14 protein-coding genes and 1 pseudogene are annotated in these 19,462 nt (G+C 74.8%); 8 read left to right on the forward strand and 7 right to left on the reverse strand.

Features of this window, described 5'->3' with window-relative positions:
- Positions 1-3 precede the first annotated feature (3 nt).
- On the forward strand, positions 4-450 hold the full coding sequence (locus AB0H71_RS32165) for a molybdenum cofactor biosynthesis protein MoaE (protein WP_357028691.1): 447 nt from the start codon (positions 4-6) through the stop codon (positions 448-450).
- A 242-nt stretch (positions 451-692) separates the two neighbouring features.
- Positions 693-1,697: an AraC family transcriptional regulator gene (locus tag AB0H71_RS32170; protein ID WP_357028694.1), complete on the forward strand. Its 1,005-nt coding sequence runs from the start codon at positions 693-695 to the stop codon at positions 1,695-1,697.
- Here AB0H71_RS32170 and AB0H71_RS32175 read toward each other — a convergent pair.
- The 3 genes and pseudogenes from AB0H71_RS32175 to AB0H71_RS32185 all read right to left on the reverse strand — a co-directional run.
- Complete coding sequence (locus tag AB0H71_RS32175; protein WP_357028697.1) at positions 1,687-1,875, reverse strand: hypothetical protein; 189 nt, start codon at positions 1,873-1,875, stop codon at positions 1,687-1,689. The two genes, AB0H71_RS32170 and AB0H71_RS32175, sit on opposite strands and share 11 nt — an antisense overlap.
- A 176-nt stretch (positions 1,876-2,051) precedes the next feature.
- Positions 2,052-3,086: a CobW family GTP-binding protein gene (locus tag AB0H71_RS32180; RefSeq protein ID WP_357028700.1), complete on the reverse strand. Its 1,035-nt coding sequence runs from the start codon at positions 3,084-3,086 to the stop codon at positions 2,052-2,054.
- A gap of 723 nt (positions 3,087-3,809) precedes the next feature.
- Positions 3,810-4,586 (reverse strand): annotated as a pseudogene (locus AB0H71_RS32185) (N-acetylmuramoyl-L-alanine amidase); the annotation flags it as partial.
- Between the two features lie 197 nt (positions 4,587-4,783).
- On the opposite strand from AB0H71_RS32185, the gene AB0H71_RS32190 reads away from it, so the two are divergent.
- Positions 4,784-5,152: a hypothetical protein gene (locus AB0H71_RS32190; protein ID WP_357028702.1), complete on the forward strand. Its 369-nt coding sequence runs from the start codon at positions 4,784-4,786 to the stop codon at positions 5,150-5,152.
- On the opposite strand, the gene AB0H71_RS32195 is transcribed toward AB0H71_RS32190, so the two are convergent.
- Entirely contained in the window at positions 5,149-6,420 is a 1,272-nt protein-coding gene (locus AB0H71_RS32195) for an MFS transporter (protein ID WP_357028856.1), read from the reverse strand. The genes AB0H71_RS32190 and AB0H71_RS32195 overlap by 4 nt on opposite strands.
- A gap of 408 nt (positions 6,421-6,828) precedes the next feature.
- Here AB0H71_RS32195 and AB0H71_RS32200 point away from each other — a divergent pair, with 408 nt between their 5' ends.
- On the forward strand, positions 6,829-7,911 hold the full coding sequence (locus AB0H71_RS32200; protein WP_357028705.1) for a hypothetical protein: 1,083 nt from the start codon (positions 6,829-6,831) through the stop codon (positions 7,909-7,911).
- On the opposite strand, the gene AB0H71_RS32205 is transcribed toward AB0H71_RS32200, so the two are convergent.
- The gene (locus AB0H71_RS32205) at positions 7,908-9,188 is read right to left on the reverse strand and encodes a metallophosphoesterase (protein ID WP_357028708.1); all 1,281 of its coding nucleotides are present in this window, start codon (positions 9,186-9,188) and stop codon (positions 7,908-7,910) included. The genes AB0H71_RS32200 and AB0H71_RS32205 overlap by 4 nt on opposite strands.
- 105 nt (positions 9,189-9,293) lie before the next feature.
- Here AB0H71_RS32205 and AB0H71_RS32210 point away from each other — a divergent pair, with 105 nt between their 5' ends.
- From AB0H71_RS32210 to AB0H71_RS32220, 3 genes are read left to right on the forward strand one after another with little or no spacing between them, the layout of a single operon-like run.
- Entirely contained in the window at positions 9,294-9,692 is a 399-nt protein-coding gene (locus AB0H71_RS32210) for a TOBE domain-containing protein (RefSeq protein ID WP_357028711.1), read from the forward strand.
- Positions 9,689-10,486, forward strand: coding sequence for a molybdate ABC transporter permease subunit (gene modB, locus AB0H71_RS32215; protein WP_357028715.1), 798 nt, complete (start codon positions 9,689-9,691; stop codon positions 10,484-10,486). Before AB0H71_RS32210 ends, modB begins: the two co-directional genes overlap by 4 nt.
- Positions 10,483-11,574, forward strand: a complete 1,092-nt coding sequence (locus AB0H71_RS32220) for an ABC transporter ATP-binding protein (protein WP_357028718.1) — start codon at positions 10,483-10,485, stop codon at positions 11,572-11,574. Before modB ends, AB0H71_RS32220 begins: the two co-directional genes overlap by 4 nt.
- 1 nt (position 11,575) lies before the next feature.
- Here AB0H71_RS32220 and AB0H71_RS32225 read toward each other — a convergent pair whose 3' ends face one another.
- On the reverse strand, positions 11,576-13,087 hold the full coding sequence (locus AB0H71_RS32225; protein ID WP_357028721.1) for a phosphatase PAP2 family protein: 1,512 nt from the start codon (positions 13,085-13,087) through the stop codon (positions 11,576-11,578).
- 299 nt (positions 13,088-13,386) lie between these two features.
- On the opposite strand from AB0H71_RS32225, the gene AB0H71_RS32230 reads away from it, so the two are divergent.
- Entirely contained in the window at positions 13,387-13,536 is a 150-nt protein-coding gene (locus AB0H71_RS32230; RefSeq protein ID WP_357028724.1) for a hypothetical protein, read from the forward strand.
- Between the two features lie 7 nt (positions 13,537-13,543).
- Here the strand turns inward: AB0H71_RS32230 and AB0H71_RS32235 are convergent, their stop codons facing one another.
- Positions 13,544-19,438, reverse strand: coding sequence for an amino acid adenylation domain-containing protein (locus tag AB0H71_RS32235; RefSeq protein WP_357028727.1), 5,895 nt, complete (start codon positions 19,436-19,438; stop codon positions 13,544-13,546).
- Positions 19,439-19,462: the final 24 nt, after the last annotated feature.

Here is a 19,462-nt window from a genome sequence, read left to right on the forward strand (position 1 = left end):
CCCATGACCACGACCCCGCCGCAGCACTCCGGCGACGTCCGGCTGGCCCGGATCAGCGAGCAGCCGCTCGACCCGGCGGCGGTGGAGGCCGCCGTGCTCGGCCCCGAGCACGGCGCCGTCGTGGTCTTCACCGGCGCGGTGCGCAACCACGACCACGGCCAGGCGGTCTCCGCGCTGGAGTACTCGGCACACCCGCAGGCGGAGAGTTTCCTGGTCAAGTGCTGCGCGGAGGTGGCGGCGGATGCCGGGCTCCCGGTGGCGGCGGAGCACCGGATCGGCGCGCTGGCGATCGGGGACCGCGCCATCGTGGTCGCGGTGGCGGCGCCGCACCGCGCGGAGGCCTTCGCCACCTGCGCGGAGCTGGTGGACCGGATCAAGGCCGAGGTGCCGATCTGGAAGCGGCAGCTCTTCGCCGACGGACTCTCCGAGTGGGTCAACGCGTGCGGGTAGGCGACGCCGGCTCGGCCGCGCGGCGGCTTCGGCGCCTGCGGGGCAGGCGACGGCCGCTGGGTCGCGTGGCGGCTTCGGCGGGGGTCGATGCCCGCGGGTGAGCGGGCGGATTCCGCCGTTACGGGCGTTTCAGGTCGCCGCTCGGCAACGAATCGGGGCATCCCCGTCGTTCGCACCGGTGGAATCGGACAGGATGGGCTGACCGGGTGTCCGCCCGGCCGCGGTCCGGACGAGGAGCAGGGGTGAGCACGGATCAGATTCTGCTGCACAGGTTCGTCATCGCGCAGCTCGCCTCGGCGGGGGTCGACCCGCGCCGCCTCGCCCGCGAGGCCGGGCTGCCCGAGTGGGCGCTGACCGGCGACTCCGGCCACCTGCCGAGCCCCACCTTCTCCCGGCTGTGGGAGGTGGCCGCGCACGCGCTGGACGATCCGGACGTGGCGCTGCGGGTCGGCGGCAATTTCCAGCTCAGCAGCCTCGGGCTCTACGACTACCTGTTCTCCTCGGCGCCGACGCTCGGCGCCGGGCTGGCCACCTCGGACCCGTACGTCACCGCGGTCACCACCAACCACCGCTTCCACCTGCTCGCCGACAATGAGCGCGAGGTCACGCTCTACCTGGACATGCTCGACGGCGAGGGCCCCGGCCGCGACCTCACCCAGCTCTGGGGGCTGATCGCCTCGCTCACCAGGGCGCGCCGGGCGGTGCGCGGGCCGATCACGCCGCTCAAGGTGGGGCTTCGACAGCAGGCACCGACTCGGCAGGGCGTGTACCAGGAGGCGTTCGGCACCGGCGCGGTGGAGTTCGGCGCCGCCTACGACGGCATCACCTTCCGCGCCTCGGACATGGAGCTCCCGCTGGTCACCGCCGACCCGGCGCTGGCCGCGGTGCTGCGGCCGCTGGCCGACGCGCTGCCCCCGCCGCCGCCGCTGCGCGCGGTCTGGCCGCGCCGGGTGGCCGCGGCGCTGGAGCGTGCGATGGACGAAGGCGATGTCTCGCTGGAGCGGGTCGCCCGCGCCCTCGCGCTGAGCCCGCGCACGCTGCAGCGCAGGCTGGCCGAGGCGGGCACCACGTGGCGCCGGGAGCTGGACCGGGCCCGCGACGCGCGGCTGCGCCGGGCGGTGGCGGTGGGGCCGGTGAGCCGGTCGCGGCAGGCGGAGCTGCTCGGCTACTCGGACGCGGCGTCCATGCGCAGGGCGGCGCGGCGCTGGTCGGCGGCGCGCCGGGAGCACACCCCGCTCACACCCTGAGGTAGCTCGCCGCGATCCGCCAGAAGGTCTGCGGCTCCAGGATCTCGAAGTCCCAGCTGTCGATCACGCTCTGCACCGAGGTCACGATGGCCGTCACGTCGAAGTCCTCGCGGGTGGCGGTCCCCTTGGCCTCCAGCGCGGCGATCACGTAGGCGGTGGCGCTCTCGCAAGTCTGCACGAAGCTCTCCCATCGGTCGCACGACACGGCGCCCGCAGCATTGGACGCCGAATCGACCGCCGCGAACGAGCCGGATGTGCGCGGGTCCGGCGCGGCGGTCCCGTGGTCGAGTCTCGTCGGCGTGTCGCCGGGCCACCAGCACCGAACGCGACAGGTACCGACCGAACGCGCCAAGATCAGGCGGGCTCGGGGGTGTAGCGCCACAGGCCGAGCAGGGCGTCGGCGTCCAGCGGTTCGGCGGCGGTGTGCTCGGTGCCGGCGAGGCGGGCGCGCAGCGCCGGTTCGTCCAGGCCGGTGCCGATGAGCACGATGTCGGTGGCGCGGCGCTCGCCGCGGGCCCACGGCACCGGCTCCACCGCGACGTGCCTGCCGACCAGGTGGAAGGTCCACTTGCGGCGCTCGCCCGCCACCGCGACGGCGGCGACGCCCTTGGCCCGGAAGAGGCCGTCCGGCGGGTCCTCCAGGAAGGCGACGAGGGCGCGCGGGTCCAGCGGGCGCTGGGTGTGGAAGGCGATGCTGCGGTACTCGTCGTGCAGGTGGGGGTGCGGCTCGGTGCCGCAGTGCTCGGGCTCGGCGAGCAGCGCGTCGAAGCTGAGCTGCTCGGGGCCGTCGAGGGGGCGGCGGACCGGCTCGTCGAAGAGCAGCCCCGGGGCGACGCGGCCGTGCGTGGTGGCGTGGATCGGCACCTGGCCGACGGTCTCGGCGATCCGGGCGCGCACCGCGCCGGCGTCCGGGGCGCGGTCGATTTTGTTGAGCACCACCAGGTCCGCGAGGCGGAGGTGGGTCAGGAGCTCCGGGTGCCTGGCGCTGGTCGCCGGGAACTGCTCGGCGTCGACCACCTCGACCAGCCCGCCGTAGCGGATGCGCGGGTTGGCGCTGCCGATCACCATGCGCACCAGGTTGCGCGGCTCGGCCAGGCCGCTCGCCTCGACCACGATCACATCGACGGCGTGCCTGGACTCGGTGAGCCGGGTGAACATCTCGTCCAGCTCGCCGAGGTCGACGGCGCAGCAGACGCAGCCGTTGCCGAGCGAGACCATAGCGTCGACCTGGCCCGCGACCAGCATGGCGTCGATGTTCACGGCGCCGAAGTCGTTGACCACCACGCCGATCCTGGTGTCGCCCGCAGCGCGCAGCAGGTGGTTCAGCAGGGTGGTCTTCCCCGATCCGAGGAAGCCGGCCACGATCAGCACGGGAATCCGCTCCGCCATTCCGTCCACCCTAGTGAACGCGGCGGCGCGGGTTCAGTTCGCGGGCTTCATGAGGGAGCCCGCGAGCCGGTAGGCGAGATCGATGAGCCCCGTGGTGATGTCGCGCTCGTCCAGGCCGAGCGCCTGGGCCAGGGGGCGGAGCAGCTCGAGGACCTGGGCGATCGGGCCGTCGGCCGGGCCGGGGGGTGCGGAGTCCCAGGGGTTGACGCCGCGGGCGCGCGGCAGGGACGGGGTTTTGGCCGTTCCGGTCGGCACATTCGTTGTGGTCGGGGTGGAGGTCCCCGCCTGCGGGTCGGTGCCGGGCGGGAGGCCCGGGTTGGTGCCGTCCAGTGCGAGACCCGGATTGGTGCCGCCCGGAGCGAGACCCGGGTTCGTGCCGCCCGGAGCGAGACCCGAATTGGTGCCGCCCGGCGCAGTGCCGCCCGGCGCGGTGCCGCCCGGCGCGGTGCCGCCCGGCGCGGTGCCGCCCGGCGCGGTGCCGCCCGGCGCGGTGCCGGGTGCGTCGCCCGGGGCAGTGCCGCCGGGCACCGCGTTCGGCGCGGCGCCAGCGGCCCCTGGCCTCGACCTCACCCCGGGAGGTGCCGGGGTGGTAGACGTGGTGCCGCCGGGCACCGCGACATCCGGTTCAGCGCCGCCGGGCGCGACCGCATCCGGCGCGGCACCGGGCGCGGGAGTCGTCTCGGCCCTGGCGGGCTCGGTGGGCTGCCCATTGCCGGGCGAGAGCCCGAGCAGGTACCCGGCGATGCCGGTGGTGATGGCGATGGCGTGCTGCAACTGCCCCTCGGGGCTCTCCAGGACGGCGGCGTCCTCGGGATTCGCCCCGTTGCCCATCTCGACGAAGACCGCGGGCACGTGGGTGAGCGCGGGGCCCGCGATATCCGCCCTGGTCTGGATCCCCTCCATGGCACCGCCATAGGTGGCGGGCGAGAACCCCGCGCGCACATAGGCATCGCGCATGGTGGTGCTGGCCGCCCGCCCGGCACCGGACTGCGCCCGATCGGCGTCCGGATCGGGAATCGGCAGCTGCGGCACGATGAGGTGGAACCCGCGCTGGTCGGCGGGGGCGCCGTCGGCGTGGATGCTGACCGCGATGGCGGCGCCGGAGCGATTCGCCGCCGCGGCGCGCTCGTCCACGCAGCCACCCCAGCCGGTGTCGTCGGCCCGGCTGAGCACCACCCGCGCCCCCAGGCTCTCCAGCGAGGACTTGACCAGCTGGGTGACCGCCCAGTTCACGGTGTGCTCGGGCACCCCGTTGACCGTGGTCATCCCGGTGGTCTGACAGGGCTTGGTGCCGCCGCGGCCATTGTCGACCTGCCGGGCGAGATCCTCGGAGTGCTCGGAGCCCTGGTGCCCGGGGTCGAGGAAGACGGTGCGCCCGGCGAGCTCGTTGTCCGCCGCAGGCTGCGCCTGGGCGACGGCGGGAGTCAGCGCGAATGCCGACGCGGTGAGAATCGGCGCCAGGACGAGGCGGGTCGTGCTTCGCAGAATGCTCGGCTTCATGTGCGGTCGGCGCCCGACTCGGGACGCCCCTCCCTTCCCATTGGTCACACCAAACCCACACGTCACTGTCACAACATCCACCTGGGCCGAGCAAGGCTAGTTATCGAACCGTGACCCGTCGACGGCACCCTACTCAGTGTGGCCCGAATCTCGAAAACCGCGTTTCATACCCAGAGGCTCTGGTAGATCTGACGGGTATGCGCACCACAGCGGCGCTCGTCGCCGGAGCCCTCCTGTCCGTCGCGAGCCTGGTCGGCGCGGGTACCGCCGCCGCCCAGCCGGTGACCGTCATTCCGGCCGACGGCCTGTACCTGGTCAATCAGGAGATCGTGCCCGGCTGGTACGAGGCGCCGGGCACCCCCGACCAGCGGTACGGCTGCGACTGGCGCCGGCTCTGGACCACCGAGGGCGACCTCTTCGACATGAACCACATCATCGGCAACGACTTCACCAGGAAGACCCCTGTGCGCGCGGAGATCAAGGCGACCGACGTCGCCTTCCTCACGGTGAACTGCGGCCCGTGGCGGCTCATCCCGGCGCCGCCACGGACCGGCTCCGCGGGCTAGGCCTTCGCCACCACCAGGTTCTCGTCGGTGGCGGCGTCCGGCACCGCGGTGCCCCGCAGCGAGGTGCCCGCCGTCTCGCGCAGGAAGAACCAGGCGATCAGCCCGATCACGCTGGCGCCCATCATGTAGGCGGCCGGGAAGAGCGACCAGCCGGTGCCCTCGATCGCGGCCTCGTTCACCAGCGGCGCGGTGCCGCCGAAGAGCGCGGTCGAGATGTTGTAGCCGAAGGCGAAGCCGGCGTAGCGCACGTGCGTCGGGAAGATGGCGGGGAAGGTCGAGCTGATGGTGGCCAGCTGCGGCAGGTAGAGCAGCCCGAGCACCACGAAGCCGAGGATGGCCCAGCCGATCCCCTGCCCCATCAGCCAGTACATGGGCAGCGCGAAGACGATCAGCCCGAGCAGCGAGAACAGCCACATCGGCCGCCGCCCGACCCGGTCGGAGAGCGCCCCGAAGAACGGGATGGTCAGCATCATGATCAGCTGGCCGATCAGCATCATGGCGGTGGTGGTCGACTCGGAGACGCCGACGGTGTTCTGCAGGTAGGTCGGCTGGTAGGTGAGCAGCGTGTAGTTGACCACGTTCAGCGCGACGACCAGGCCGATCAGCGTGAGGGTTTCCCGGCGGTAGGTGACGATCACCTCGCGCAGCCCGGTCGGCGGCCGCTTCGCCGTGGACGCGGCGACCTCCTGGAAGACCGGGGATTCGTGCAGCCGGGAGCGCAGGTACCAGCCGATGACGCCGAGCGGGAGCGCGATCAGGAACGGGATGCGCCAGCCCCAGTCGTGCATGGCGTCGGTGCCGAGCACGAGTTGGCAGGCCAGCACCACCGCGGAGCCGCCGACGAAGCCGCCGAGCGTGCCGAACTCCAGGAAGCTGCCGAGGAACCCGCGCTTGCGGTCGCCCGCGCACTCGGCCATGTAGGTGGCGGCGCCGCCGTACTCGCCGCCGGTGGAGAAGCCCTGCACCACCCGCAGCAGGATGAGCAGGATCGGCGCGAGCACCCCGACCTGGGCGTGCGTCGGCAGGATGCCGATGGCGCCGGTGGCGGCGGCCATCAGCAGGATGGTGGTGGCGAGCACGGCCTTGCGGCCGATCCGGTCGCCGAGCGGGCCCCAGACCATGCCGCCGAGCGGGCGCAGCACGAAGGAGATGGCGAAGCCGAGCATGACGCCGAGCGTCCCGAGATCGCCGGGGAAGAACGCGTCGGCGAGGTAGGTCGCGGTCGCGGCGTAGACGCCGTAGTCGAACCACTCGGTGGCATTGCCCATGGCCGAGGCCGCGACGGAGCGCCTGAGCGTCCCCCGATTCGGCGTCCCCGTTGCCTGTGGATAGCTGTCGGTCACAATCGTGTCCTTCCCAGCCCGCGGCTCGGGCCTGGCTTTCGTCCCGCCCTCCGCTCGAACGAATTCGAAGGACCCGACGAGAAAAGCCGATACCCGTGTTCGATGACGATCAAACAGTGGCGGACCATCGCGAACTCCTCTCCACCGGGATGACCTGCCCCGCACCGAGCATGTGAACTGGATCACATCTCCTTGTTTGCCGGGTACCCAGCGCGGCGCCCGACACTCCGTGATCGATTTCGGACCCCCGAGGTGTCGGGCGGCAGCAATTACTCAGCTACCATCGGGTACGTGGTGTTTCGACACCGTGGACCGAGCTGGAGGGTCGTCGCGATGGCGGAACCGAACACCTGGCAGGCGCTGCTGGACGCCTTCACCGAGCAGGCGCGGCGGCGCGCCGAGATCGACGGCGCGCCCGCGCCCGGCCCGGCGCCCCACCCCGGCGCCACCCCCGCCGAGCTGGCCGCCGCCGAGCGGCGGCTGGGCAGGCCGCTCGACCCCGCGCACCGGGCGCTGCTCGCCACCGCGGACGGCTGGGACGGCTTCGCCGACGGCGCCGCGCTGCTCGGCACCGCCGACCTCGGGGCGGGGCCGCGGCACGAGGGGGCCGCCGCGGTGCTCGCCGACTTCTTCGCCGAGAGCGAGGGCCGCTTCCCGGCCGCGCTCGGCATCGACCCGGACCCCGCCGCGCACACCCCGGTCGGCGACAGCGCCGAGGACGGCTACAACCGGCACCTCTACCTCAACCCCGACGGCGCCGCCTTCGAGCTGCGCGCCCGCCGCCCGATACTGCACCCGGACCTCGACGCGCTGCTCCGGCACCGGCTGCGCGAGTACACCGAGCGGGTGGACCGGCTCATGTGGGGGCCGGAGCACGGGCCGTGGGGCCGCGACGTGCACCTGGACCCGCCGCCGGTGGACCGCATCATCGCGGTCATGACCGCGCTCGGCCGGATCGCCGACCCGGAGGCGCCGGTACAGGCCGGGGTGCCCGCCACCCCGGAGCGGCTGAACCGGCTGGAGCGCGCGCTCGGGGTCACGCTGCGGCCGGAGCACCGGGCCGTGCTGCTCGCCGCCGACGGGCTGCGCTACCCGGGCGGGCAAGTGCTCTCGGTGCCGGAGATCCGGGAGAGCGCGCTGGTCGCGCAGCACACCGCCGCGGGCGACGGGCGCAGGCGGGCCGCGCGGGCCCGGATCAGCCGGGTGCCGACGGTGCCCTTCGCGCTCGCCGGGATCGCGCTGCTCGGCGTCGACGTCCGGGACGGGCGGGTGCACGACCTGCTCGCCGGGGAGCCGGTCGCCGGGACCGCGGGCGATCGGGACGGCACGGTGCTCGGGCACCTGCTCACCGAGTGCGAGGGGCTGTGGCGGGCGGCGGGCCGGCCGCCGCTGCACACGCTCTGCGTGCCGCTCTAGGCGCTGGTCAGGGTGAGGACGGTGATGTCGGAGGGGGCGGCGACGCGGACCGGCGGGCCCCAGGCGCCCGCGCCGCGGGTGACGTAGAGCTGGGTGTCGTCGTAGCGCTCCAGCCCGGCCAGGGTGGGGTTGGCCAGCCGGGCCAGCAGGTTGCCGGGGAAGACCTGGCCGCCGTGGGTGTGGCCGGAGATCTGCAGGTCGACGCCGTGCGCCCTGGCCTCGTCGACGAAGGCGGGCTGGTGCGCGAGGAGCACCACCGGGCGGGCCCGGTCGCGGCCGGAGAGGGCTTTGTCCAGGTCGGGGCCGGTGCCCTCGTCCGCACCGGCGAGGTCGTTCACCCCGGCGAGGTCGAAGCCGGGCAGGGCGACGCGCTCGTTCTGCAGCACCCGCATGCCGAGCTGCGGCAGGTAGTCGACCCACTGCTGGGCACCGGAGATGTACTCGTGGTTGCCGGTGACGAAGAAGACGCCCTGCGGGGCGCGCAGCTCGGCGAAGGGGGCGACGTCCGGGCGCAGGTCGTCGACATCGCCGTCGATCAGGTCGCCGACCACGACGATGGCGTCCGGGTTCGTGCCGTTCACCGTGTCGACCACGGTGCGGGCGAAGCCACCCGCGAGGGCCGGGCCGATATGGGTGTCGCTGACGACCGCCAGGCGGAAGCCGGAGGCCGCCGGGGGGAGCTTGGCCAGCGGGACCTCGACCTCGAGGACGCGGGGGCCGCGGAGCACGCCGTAGGTGCCGACGCCGACGGTCGCCACCGCGGCGGCGATGCCCGCGCCCGCCAGGGCCTGGGCTATGAGCCTGCGGCGGGTGAGCTCGGTCGCGGTGGACTCCGGCGCGGTCGCGGTGGTCACGCCGCCCGAATCCTCCGCTGCGGTTGCGACGGCAGGCCCGTCGGCCGCGGGCGCTGCGCTACTTCCGGCGCCCGCCGCGGGGGCGGCGGCATCCGGCGTCCCCCGCCGGGTGGCGAGGCGGAGCAGGAGCGGGCGCAGGACCTCGCCGACCAGGACGGCGAGCAGCAGGTAGAGGAAGAGGACGGCCCACAGGTAACCGGGCCGGGCGATGACGCGGACCACGCCGATCGGCAACCCGGAGCGGGCACCGACCAGGGTCGCGACGGTGAGCAGCGGCCCCACCACGAAGAGCACCGTGCCGAGACGGCGCAGCACTGAGCCGGGCCCGGTGGTGTCCCGCACCAGGCGGATCCAGAGATACCGGTGCAGGACCGCGAAGAGCGCGAGCACCAGCAGCCCGACGACGACGAACACGATGGCCACCGGGCCGACCCTCTTTCCGTTCCGGCCCGTGACCTGCGCACGAACCCCGTCCCCCACAGTAGCGACCGCGCGCGAAGGCGCACCCGCGGCGGTAGCATGCGATCCGTGTCGAATCTGCGGATCAGTGAGGCGGCCGAGCTGCTCGGCGTGAGCGACGACACCGTGCGCCGCTGGATCGAGCAGGGCCGGTTGACCGCGGTCCAGCTGCCGAACGGCCGCAAGGGGGTCGAGGGCGCGGAGCTGGCCGGGTTCCTGCGCGCCACCGCCGAGGCGCCGGAGCCGGGCGTCACCGTCGCCGCCTCGGCGCGCAATCGCTTCCGCGGGATCGTGACCAGGATTGTCAGGGACACAGTGATGGCGCAGGTGGAGCTGCAGGCCGGGCCGTTCCGGGTGGTCTCGCTGCTGAGCGCGGAGTCGGTGGACGATCTGGGGCTGGAGGTCGGCAAGGTGGCGGTGGCCTCGGTGAAGTCGACGCACGTGGTGGTGGAGGTTTCGGAGCGGTGAGGCGCCGGGTTCCCGCCCGGCGGCCGCTGCTGCTGCTGATTCCGGGCCTCGGCGGGCTGGTCTTCCTGCTGGTCCCGGTGGCGGGGCTGCTGGTGCGGGCGCCGTGGCGGGAGCTGCCGGCCCGGCTGGCGAGCCCCGAGGTGGCGACGGCGCTGCGGCTCTCGCTGGTCAGCGCGACGCTCGCGACCGGGATCTGCCTGGTGCTCGGGGCGCCGCTGGCCTGGCTGCTGGCCCGCGGCGAGCTGCCCGGCCGGGGGCTGCTGCGGGCCCTGGTGACGGTGCCGCTGGTGCTGCCGCCGGTGGTCGGCGGTGTCGCGCTGCTGCTCGTGCTCGGCAGGCGCGGGCTGATCGGGCGGTACCTGGACGAATGGTTCGGCGTGACCCTGCCGTTCACCACCGCCGCGGTGGTGCTGGCCGAGGCCTTCGTGGCGCTGCCGTTCCTGGTGATCGCGGTGGAGGGGGCGCTGCGCTCGGCCGACCCGAGGTACGAGGAGGCGGCGGCCACGCTCGGCGCCTCGCGCTGGTACACCTTCCGCCGGGTGACGCTGCCCGCGGTGCTGCCCGGCGTGGTCGCCGGTGCGGTGCTCTGCTGGGCGCGGGCGCTCGGCGAGTTCGGCGCGACCATCACCTTCGCCGGCAACTTCCCCGGGACCACCACCACCATGCCGCTCGCCGTCTACCTGGCGCTGGAGACCGATCCGGCGGCCGCCATCGTGCTCAGCCTGGTGCTGCTCGCGGTCTCGGTCACGGTGCTGGTCGCCCTGCGCGAGCGCTGGTTGCGGGGGGCGCTGTGACGCTGCACGCCAGGCTCGGGATCGAGCGCGGACGGTTCCGTCTGGACGTGGAGCTCGCGGTCGCCCCTGGCGAGGTGGTGGCGCTGCTCGGGCCGAACGGCGCGGGCAAGACGACGGCGCTGCGCGCGCTGGCCGGGCTCACCCCGCTCGACTCCGGCGCGGTCCGGCTCGGCGCGCGGGAGTGGGATGTGCCACCGCGGGTCTTCGTGCCGCCCGAGCACCGCGCGGTCGGCGTCGTCTTCCAGGACTACCTGCTCTTCGCGCACCTCAGCGCGCTGGAGAACGTGGCCTTCGGGCCGCGGGCGCGCGGGGTGCGGCGGGCCGAGGCGCGGGCGCGGGCCGCCGCGCGGCTGGCCGCGGTCGGGCTGGCCGAGCAGGCCGGGAGCCGGGTGCGGGCGCTCTCCGGCGGGCAGGCGCAGCGGGTGGCGCTGGCCAGGGCGCTCGCCACCGACCCCGAGGTGCTGCTGCTCGACGAGCCGCTCGCCGCCCTGGACGCCGGGACCCGGGTCCGGGTCCGCGCCGACCTGGCCAGGCACCTCGGCGACTATCCCGGGCACACCGTGCTGGTGACGCACGACCCGCTGGACGCCATGATGCTGGCCGACCGGCTGGTCATCCTGGAGGACGGGCGGGTGGTCCAGGAGGGGCCGCCCGCCGAGGTGGCCCGCCGCCCGCGCTCCGACTATGTCGCCGAACTCGTCGGGCTGAACCTGTACCGCGGCGTCGCCACCGGCACCGAGGTCCGGGTCGCCGCGAGCCGCGACGCCGCACCCGTCTCCGGCGACGCCGCGCGCGAGCCCGGTTCCTTCACCCTCGCCGAACCGGCGCGGGGCGCGGTCTTCGTCTCCTTCGCGCCGAGCGCGGTCGCCCTGCACCCCGAGCGCCCGGCGGGCAGCGCCCGCAATTCCTGGCCGGTCACGGTCGCCGGCGTCGAGCAGCACGCGCACAGCACCCGGGTGCGGCTGGACGGCGCACCCCCGGTGCTCGCCGACGTCACCGCGGCGGCCGTGGCCGAGCTGCGCATCCGGCCGGGCGCTCGGCTCTGGGCAGCGGTCAAGGCGACGGAGATGCAGTGCTACCCGGCCTGACTCAGCTCAGCACCGGCCCGTCCCCGGCCGCGCGGAAGAGCGGCAGCGCGGCGGAGTTGCTGCGGAAGACGAAATCCCGGGCCCGGCTGTCCACCTCGCCGTCGGTGGCGAGCGAGACCGGCGGCCCGGTCACCCGCACCGCGATCCGGTGCACCTCGCGCCGCACGTAGGTGGGCGAGTGCTCCAGCGTGCCGGTTAGCGTCGACCACACCAGCCGGGTCCGCGAGAACGGCACATCCGCGCGCAGATAGCGCACGTCGAGCGTGCCGCGGTACATCTCGGGGCGCGACATCGGCACCTGGTGTGCCGGGTGGTAGCGGCCATTGCCGACGAAGAGCATCCACAGCGCACTCGACTCGCCGTCCACCTCGGCGTGCACCGGCCGCGCGCGCAGCAGCACCCGGATCATGGCGAGCGCGGCCGCGGGCCACTTGCCCAGCCTGCGCTCCCACTGCTCGCGGATGCGCACGAAGTCCGGGTACCCGCCCAGGCTGGCGGTATTGACGAAGTCGCGGTGCTCGGCGCCGTCCAGGTCGACCCGGGCGGTGTCGGCGAGCACCACCTCGCCCGCGTTCAGCGCGCCGACCGTGCGCGCGGGGTCCTCCACCCCGGCGTCCCTGGCGAAGTGGTTCAGCGTGCCACCGGGGAAGACGGCGAGCGGGAGGCCGTGCCGCACCGCCACCCCGGCCACGCAGGAGACGGTGCCGTCGCCGCCGCTCACCCCGAGCGCGGTGATCCCGCCCGCCGCGATGCCGCGCTCCAGATCGGCGACCAGGTCGCGCCCGGGGTCCAGCTCGAGCACCGTGGCGGCAGGCAGCAGCCCGCGCAGCTCGGCCGCGAAATTCGCGCCCGCGCCGCTGGCGGAGTGCGGGTTCACCACCAGCAGCAGCCCGCGCCCGCCGGGCACCGGGTCGACGTACTCGGCCGGGCCGAGCATGGCCGGTTCGTCGGCGCGCACCGCCCACCAGCGGTGCGTACCCCAGGCCACCCCGGCGCCGAGCGCGGCGCCCGCCACCACGTCGGAGGGCCAGTGCACCCCGATGTGGACCCGGGAGTAGGCCACCGCCGCCGCCACCGGCGCCACCACCACCGCGGCGGCCGGGTACTCCAGCGCGACCCCGGCGGTGAAGGCGGCGGCGGAGGCCGAGTGCCCGGACGGGAACGACGAGGAGACCGGCGGCTTCACCAGCCTGCGCACGAACGGCACCGACTCGTCCGGCGGCCTGCGCCGCGGGAACAGCGGCTTCGCCACCCCGTTGGCGGTGCCGCTGGCCAGCACCACCGCGAGCAGCCCGCGGGCGCCGGCCCTGCGCAGCGGCCGATTGCCCGCGAGCAGCATGAGCGTGCCGGTCACCAGCCAGAGCCGGTTGTAGTTCGCGGTGGTCGAGAGGAGCCGCAGCGCGCGGTCGGCCGGGCTCGGCCTGACCTCCGCGCTGCGCTCCACCAGCCACTCGTCCAGACTGCTCGCCATGCCCATCGGCCGCGCGAGACGGCGGGCCCGCTGTAAACCCATGACGCAGAGCCTAGCGAGGAACCGGCTCCGGCGATCGAGGTCGGAAACCTCGTGGCAACACCGTGGACTTCAATCCGATGCAAGTGCAGCGGAATTTACTGCTGCACAGATACATTGGAAATGCGGAAAAAGGCCCCTTGCGCAACGTGATCTTTACCCGATTGCCATGCCAGCTCGCGGAAAAGCGAATATTATTGCATCACTGCCAGTTTCGATTCGTGCGTGCGCCACCGTCTGGGCGCCTTTCGTGAGCTCTGCCCGGCACCGGCGCACCGGCGAGACTCCGGAGGAAACCTGCCATGATCCGCCCCGGCCCCGCGCCGCTACCCGAGTACCAGCAGACACCCGACGGCGAGGAGCCCGCGACCGCGGTCGTCTGGCCGGACCCGAGCCCGCTCACCTCCTGGTGGGACGATGTGATGGCGCGCGAGCCGGTGACCGAGAGCTGACCCCCGGTCAGCCCACGGCCGGGCTCGGCTGCGGCAGCAGCCCGGCCTCGCGGAACCGCCGCAGGCACCGGTCGATCACCGCCGCGTCCACCGCCGGGCAGGTGATGCCGGTGCCGGTCAGCGCGCGCCGGGTGGCGGTGTCGTCGAGCACCAGGTCACCGACCCCGGAGTTCAGGTCGGCGTAATTGCCGACCAGCAGCGCGGCCCTGGCGAGGTCGTCGCCGGGCGCCCCGCCCGCGGCCAGCCGGGCCGCGAGCACCTGCTGCGCCTCGTCCGGCGTCACCGTGCGCAGCTCGTAGCCGAGCCGCTCCAGGCCGCGCAGGAGCTCCCGGACCGGGGTCGGCGCGGTATTCACCAGGTGGTACCGCTCCCCCGCCGGGACACCGCCGGTGACCAGCGCCGCGAGCGCGCGCGCCACGTAATCCACCGGCGCCAGCGACACCGCGGCCGCCGGCGGCACCGCGGGCGCGATGCCGAGCAGCGCGGCGGCCCTGACCATGGTCCAGAGCGAGTCGTCGGCCGCGATCAGCCCGGTGCGGGCCGAGGCCCCGACCAGCCCGGGCCGGTACACCGCGATCGGCAGGCCGCGCTCGCCCGCGCGCCGGACCAGCTGCTCGGCCACCCACTTGCTCGCCACGTAGCCGTGCCGGTTCACCTCGTCGGCGGCCAGCACGCTGCGCTCGGTGACCACGCCGGTGCGGTCCGCCCCGAGCACCGCGTCAAGGGTGCTCACCAGATGTACCGGCACCGCCCGCGCGGTGCTCGCCAGCCGCAGCAGCTCGCGGGTGCCGCCGACATTGGCGGTGCGCAGTTGCTCGTAGGTCGCCAGGTGGTTGACGAGCGCGCCGTTGTGCACGATCGCCGAGAGCTGCCCGGCCAGCGCCGCGAAGACCGGCTCGTCCAGCCCGAGCCGGGGCCGGGCCAGGTCGCCGGGGAGCACGGTGACCCTGGCCTCCAGCTCGGCGGTGGCCAGCTCGTAGTGCTCGAGCGCCCGGCGCAGCCTGCGCAGCCCGTCGGCCGGGTCGGCGGCCCGGACCAGGCAGTAGATCGGGCGCTCGGTGTGGTCCAGCAGCTCGCGCAGCAGGTGGCTGCCGAGGAAGCCGGTGGCGCCGGTGAGCAGCAGCGGCCCGGCGGGGTTCGCCGGTTCCAGCCCGTCGAACTCGAGATCGTCGGCGAGCGCCGCGTCCGCGGCCAGCCGGGCGGCGAAGGCGGCCGGGTCGTCCGCCGCGCTCGCCGCGGCCAGCGCCCGCACGGTGGCCCTGGCGAAGAGCGCACGCGGCTCCACCCGCAGCCCGAGCCGGTCGGCCAGCGCGGTGCGCAGCGTGAAGACGAGCAGCGAGGTGCCGCCGAGCTCGAAGAAGTCGTCCTCGGGGCCGACCTCGGCCAGATCGAGCACCTCGGCGAAGACCGCGGCGATGGCCTGCTCCCGCGCGGTCATGGGGGCGATCTCGCGGGCCGCGCGGCCGGTGTGCGCACCGCGCGCGCCGGCCGGGTCGGCCACCGCCTCGCCGCCCGCCTCGGCCAGCACCCCCACCGGGGCGGCCGGGTCGACCAGGGCGGCGGCCAGCAGCGCGCGGTACCCCTCGGCGAACCCCTCGACGCTGTCCCGGTCGAAGACCGCGGTGTCGTACCGGAAGACCGCGCGCGGCGGGTTCTCCCGCACCGTGAGGGTGAGGTCGAACTGCGCCGTCGGCTGCGGCACCTCCAGCACCTCGACCCGCAGCCCGGCCAGGGTGAGCGGCGGCGGTGCCGGCAGGTTCTCGTAGGAGAACACCGTGCGCAGCAGCGGGTGCCCGCCGTCCAGTCGGGGCGCCCGCACGGCCTGCACGATCCGGTCGAAGGGGACGTCGGACCGTTCGAAGGCGTCCAGCGCGGTGGCGCGCACGGCGGCGACCAGCTCGCCGAAGGTGGCCTCCGGGTCGATCCTGGTGCGCAGCGGCACGGTATTGACGAACATGCCGACCAGGGCGTCCAGCGCGGGGTGGCCGCGGCCGGCCACCGGGGTGCCGATCACCAGGTCGTCCTTGCCGGAGAGGCGGTGCAGCAGCACCGCGTAGGCGGCGAAGGCGATCATGAACGGGGTGCCGTCGGCGATGCCGCCCGCCGGGACGTCGAGCGGGATCTCCACCGCGGCGCCGTCGCCCGCCCGCTCCTGCGCCACCCGGGTCGGCAGCGGCAGGCTGTCCGGGACGTCGGTCAGCACCGTGCGCCAGTACGCCAGCTGCCGCGCGGCGCGGGATTCCGGGTCGGCCGGGTCGCCGAGGCGCTCCAGCTGCCAGAGCGTGTAGTCCGCGTACTGCAGCGGCAGCGCGGGAAGCTCCGCCGAGCCGCCGGCGTGCGCCGCGGCGTAGGCGGCGGTGAGGTCGGCGACCAGCGGGCCGAGCGACCAGCCGTCGGCCGCGATGTGGTGCGCGACCAGCGCGAGCACGTGCCGCTCGGGCTCGATCCGGAACAGCCGGAGCCGGACCGGCGGGTCCACCGCCACATCGAACGGCTCGGAAGCCAGCGCGTGCAGCGCGGCCCGCAGGTCACCGGCCGGGGCGCGGGGTTCGAGGTCGAGCCCGGCCAGCACCGCGGAGACCGGGAGCACCTGCTGCCTGGCCCCGGCGCCGGACTCCGGGTAGACCGTGCGCAGCACCTCGTGCCTGGCCAGCACCGCGCTCACCGCCGCGTGCAGCGCGGGCAGCGCGAGCGGGCCGTCCAGCCGGACCGCGACCGGGAGGTGGTAGGCCGCCGAGTCCGGGAGCAGCTGGTTCAGCAGCCAGAGCCGGAGCTGGGCCGGGGCGGGCGGGATCACCTCGGGGCGCTCGCCCGCCACCGGCTCCGGCCCGCCGGACTCGGTGCCGAGCAGCGGTGCGAGCCCGGCCACGGTCGGGGTGTCGAAGACCGCGCGGACCGGCACCCGGAGCCGGGCCGCGACCCGGGTGGCGGAGAGCGAGGTGCCGCCGAGCGCGAAGAAGTCGTCGTCCGCGCCGATTCGGCCGGAGCTCTCGAAGACCTCGGCGAAGACCTCGGCCACCCGCTGCTCGGCCGGGCCCGCGGGGGCGCGGAACTCGGTGCGGCCGAAGGTCGGGGCGGGCAGCCGTCGCGTGTCGAGCTTGCCGTTTGCGGTGAGCGGCAGGGTCTCCAGGATCTCGTAGGCGGCCGGGCGCAGGTACGCGGGGAGCGCGCGGGCCAGCTCGGCGCGCACCGCGGCGAGCTCGATCCGCTCGCCTTCAGCGGGGACCAGGTAGGCGACCAGGTGGGTGCCGGTGCGCGGGTCGGTGTGCGCGGTGACGGCGGCGCGGGCGATACCGGGCAGCGCGGTGAGCGCGGTCTCCACCTCGCCCGGCTCGATCCGGTGCCCGCGCACCTTGATCTGGAAATCGCCGCGGCCCCGGTAGTCGAGCGCGTACGCATCGTCGAGATCGGTGACGGTGACCAGGTCGCCGGTGCGGTAGAGCCGGCCGCCGGGCGGGCCGTACGGGTCGGCCACGAAGCGGCCCGCGGTGAGCGCGGGGCGGCCGTGGTAGCCGCGGGCCAGCGCGGGGCCGCCGAGGTACAGCTCGCCGAGCACGCCGGGTGGCGCCGGGCGCAGCGCGGCGTCGAGCACCAGCGCGTGGAAGCCGCGCAGCGGGGCGCCGATCGTCACCGGGCGGCCCGCGACCAGCTCGCCGATGGTGGCGATATCGGTGGCCTCGGTGGGGCCGTAGCCATTGCGCATGGCGCGGCCCGGCGCCCAGGCGTTCACCAGGTCGGCGCGGATGGCCTCGCCGCCCACGCCGAGCACCGTCAGCTCCGGCAGCTCGGCGGGGTCGAGGGTGGCCAGCACCGCCGGGGTGATGATCGCGTTGCTCACCCGCTCGCGGCGCAGCAGCGCGGCCAGGTCGGGGCCCGCCACGGTGAAGCGGGAGGCGACCACCAGGGTGGCGCCGCCCGCCAGGGCGCAGAGCTGCTCGCCGACCGCCATGTCGAAGCCGGGCGAGGCGTGGTGCAGGGTGATGGCGCCGGGGCGCAGGGCGTAGCGGTCGTGCCGCTCGGCGGCCAGGTTGGCGAGGCCGCCGTGGGTGACGACGACGCCCTTCGGGCGGCCGGTCGAGCCCGAGGTGTAGATGAGGTACGCCGGGTGCTCCGGGCGCAGTGGTGACAGCCGCTCCGCGTCGGTGATCGGGCCGTGCCCGGGCGCGTCCGGGCTGCTCTCCGCGAGGGCGTCGTCGATCAGGATGCGCGGCATCGCCGCGGGCAACCGGTCCGCGTACTCCGCGGTGGTGAGCGCGAGCGCGGCCCGGCTGTCCGCCAGGACGTAGGCGATCCGCTCCTCCGGATACCCCGGATCCACCGGGACGAAGGCGCCGCCCGCCTTGGTGACCGCCCACACCGCCGCCACCGACTCCGCGGAGCGCTCGAGCAGCGTCACCACCCTGGTCTCCGGCCCGACCCCCGCGGCGATCAGCGCACGGGCGAGCCGATCGGTCCGCGTGTCGAACTCCCGGTAACTCCAGCGCCGCTCCTCGTGCACCACCGCGGTGTGCTCGGGCGCCCGCGCCACCGCGGCGGCGATGATCTCGGCCAGCGGCCGCGCGGCCACCGCCGCCGGCCCCCGCCACGGCACCAGCGCGCGCCGCTCCTCCGGGTCGAGCGGGTCGAACCCGCCGAGAGTGGCGCCCGGGTCGTCGGTGAGGTGCGCGAGCAGCCGCAGGAACCGCGCGTGGTGCGCGGCCAGCTCGGCCTCGGTGTACCGGTTCGGATTCCCCTCGAACTCCACCCGCAGCCCGGACGCCGACCCGGGGTAGATGTTCAGCGTGAGATCCGGCACCGGACCGGTGGTGAGCAGGTGCAGCGTGCCGCGCGCCGGGCCGAGCTCGACCGTGGAATGGAAGTTCATGATGTTGACCGCGGGCCCGAACCCGGCCCCGGCCCCGCCGCGATCGCGCTCGATGTCCTCGCCGCGGTACCGCTGGTGCCGCAGCGCCCCGCCGACCTCGGAGCGGGTCGCCGCCACCAGATCGGCGGTGGTCGCCGCGTCCGGCACCGCGATGCGCAGCGGCACCACATTGCTCACCAGCCCCGCCGCCCGGCGCAGCACCGCGGTGGTGCGCCCGGTCACCGGCAGGCTCAGCGACACCTCCGCGGCGCCCGCGCTCCGCCCCAGGTACCCCGCGAACGCCCCGATCAGCACCGCCGCCGAGCCCGCCCCGGCGCCCGCCGCCTCGAGCGCCGCGACCCGCTCCGGCCCGAGGTCAGCACCGGCGATCACCGACCAGGGCGCGAGCGCACCCGGACGATTCGACAAACTGACCGGATCGGGCAAACCGGTGGCGTGTTCCGTCCAATATTCCCGGTCGGTCCGGAACCGCGCGGACTCCCGGTACGCCCGGTCGGCGTCGAGCAGCACCCGCGGCGAGCCAGGCTCCGGCTCCGGCAGCGTCCCGCCGGCGACCAGCTGCCCGTAGAGCTCGGCGTGCCTGCGCGCGACGGTCATGGCGCCGAAGCCGTCCAGCACCAGGTGGTGCACCCGGGTGTAGACCAGGTGCCGCTCGGGGCCGAGCCGCAGGATGGACGACCAGGACGCCTCTGCGGCGGTGATGTCGACCGGGCGGCGCTGGTCGGCGCGCATCCAGGCGAGCGCGGCGGCGAACGGGTCGGCGGCGGCGCCGAAGTCGTGGAAATCGACCTCGTCGTACTGGTCGTAGTCGAGACGCTGCCACGGCGTGCCGTCGGCGTCGCGGCCGAAGCGCAGGTAGGAGCCGAATTCCCGGGCCGTGTGCCGAGCCGCGAGCGCGTAGGCCGCGCGATCGAGCGGACCGTGCACATCCACGTACTGGGTGATCGTGAGGGGGACGTCTCCGAGCAGCTGCTGGGCGAACCACACCTCGCGCTGCGCCGATGTCAGCGGCAACGTCGCCTGCGGGCGGGTAGTCATGCTTTTCCTCGATCTGTCGAACAA

Source organism: Nocardia sp. NPDC050697 (genome assembly GCF_040654395.1).
Classification (GTDB): domain Bacteria; phylum Actinomycetota; class Actinomycetes; order Mycobacteriales; family Mycobacteriaceae; genus Nocardia.

Bases quoted from the DNA above. Each gene is read 5' to 3' on its own strand.
- AB0H71_RS32165 (WP_357028691.1), top strand. From the start codon at position 4: ATGACCACGACCCCGCCGCAGCACTCCGGCGACGTCCGGCTGGCCCGG.
- AB0H71_RS32180 (WP_357028700.1), bottom strand. From the start codon at position 3,086: ATGGCGGAGCGGATTCCCGTGCTGATCGTGGCCGGCTTCCTCGGATCG.
- AB0H71_RS32190 (WP_357028702.1), top strand. From the start codon at position 4,784: ATGCGCACCACAGCGGCGCTCGTCGCCGGAGCCCTCCTGTCCGTCGCG.
- AB0H71_RS32195 (WP_357028856.1), bottom strand. From the start codon at position 6,420: ATGGGCAATGCCACCGAGTGGTTCGACTACGGCGTCTACGCCGCGACC.
- AB0H71_RS32200 (WP_357028705.1), top strand. From the start codon at position 6,829: ATGGCGGAACCGAACACCTGGCAGGCGCTGCTGGACGCCTTCACCGAG.
- AB0H71_RS32225 (WP_357028721.1), bottom strand. From the start codon at position 13,087: ATGGGTTTACAGCGGGCCCGCCGTCTCGCGCGGCCGATGGGCATGGCG.
- AB0H71_RS32230 (WP_357028724.1), top strand. From the start codon at position 13,387: ATGATCCGCCCCGGCCCCGCGCCGCTACCCGAGTACCAGCAGACACCC.
- AB0H71_RS32235 (WP_357028727.1), bottom strand. From the start codon at position 19,438: ATGACTACCCGCCCGCAGGCGACGTTGCCGCTGACATCGGCGCAGCGC.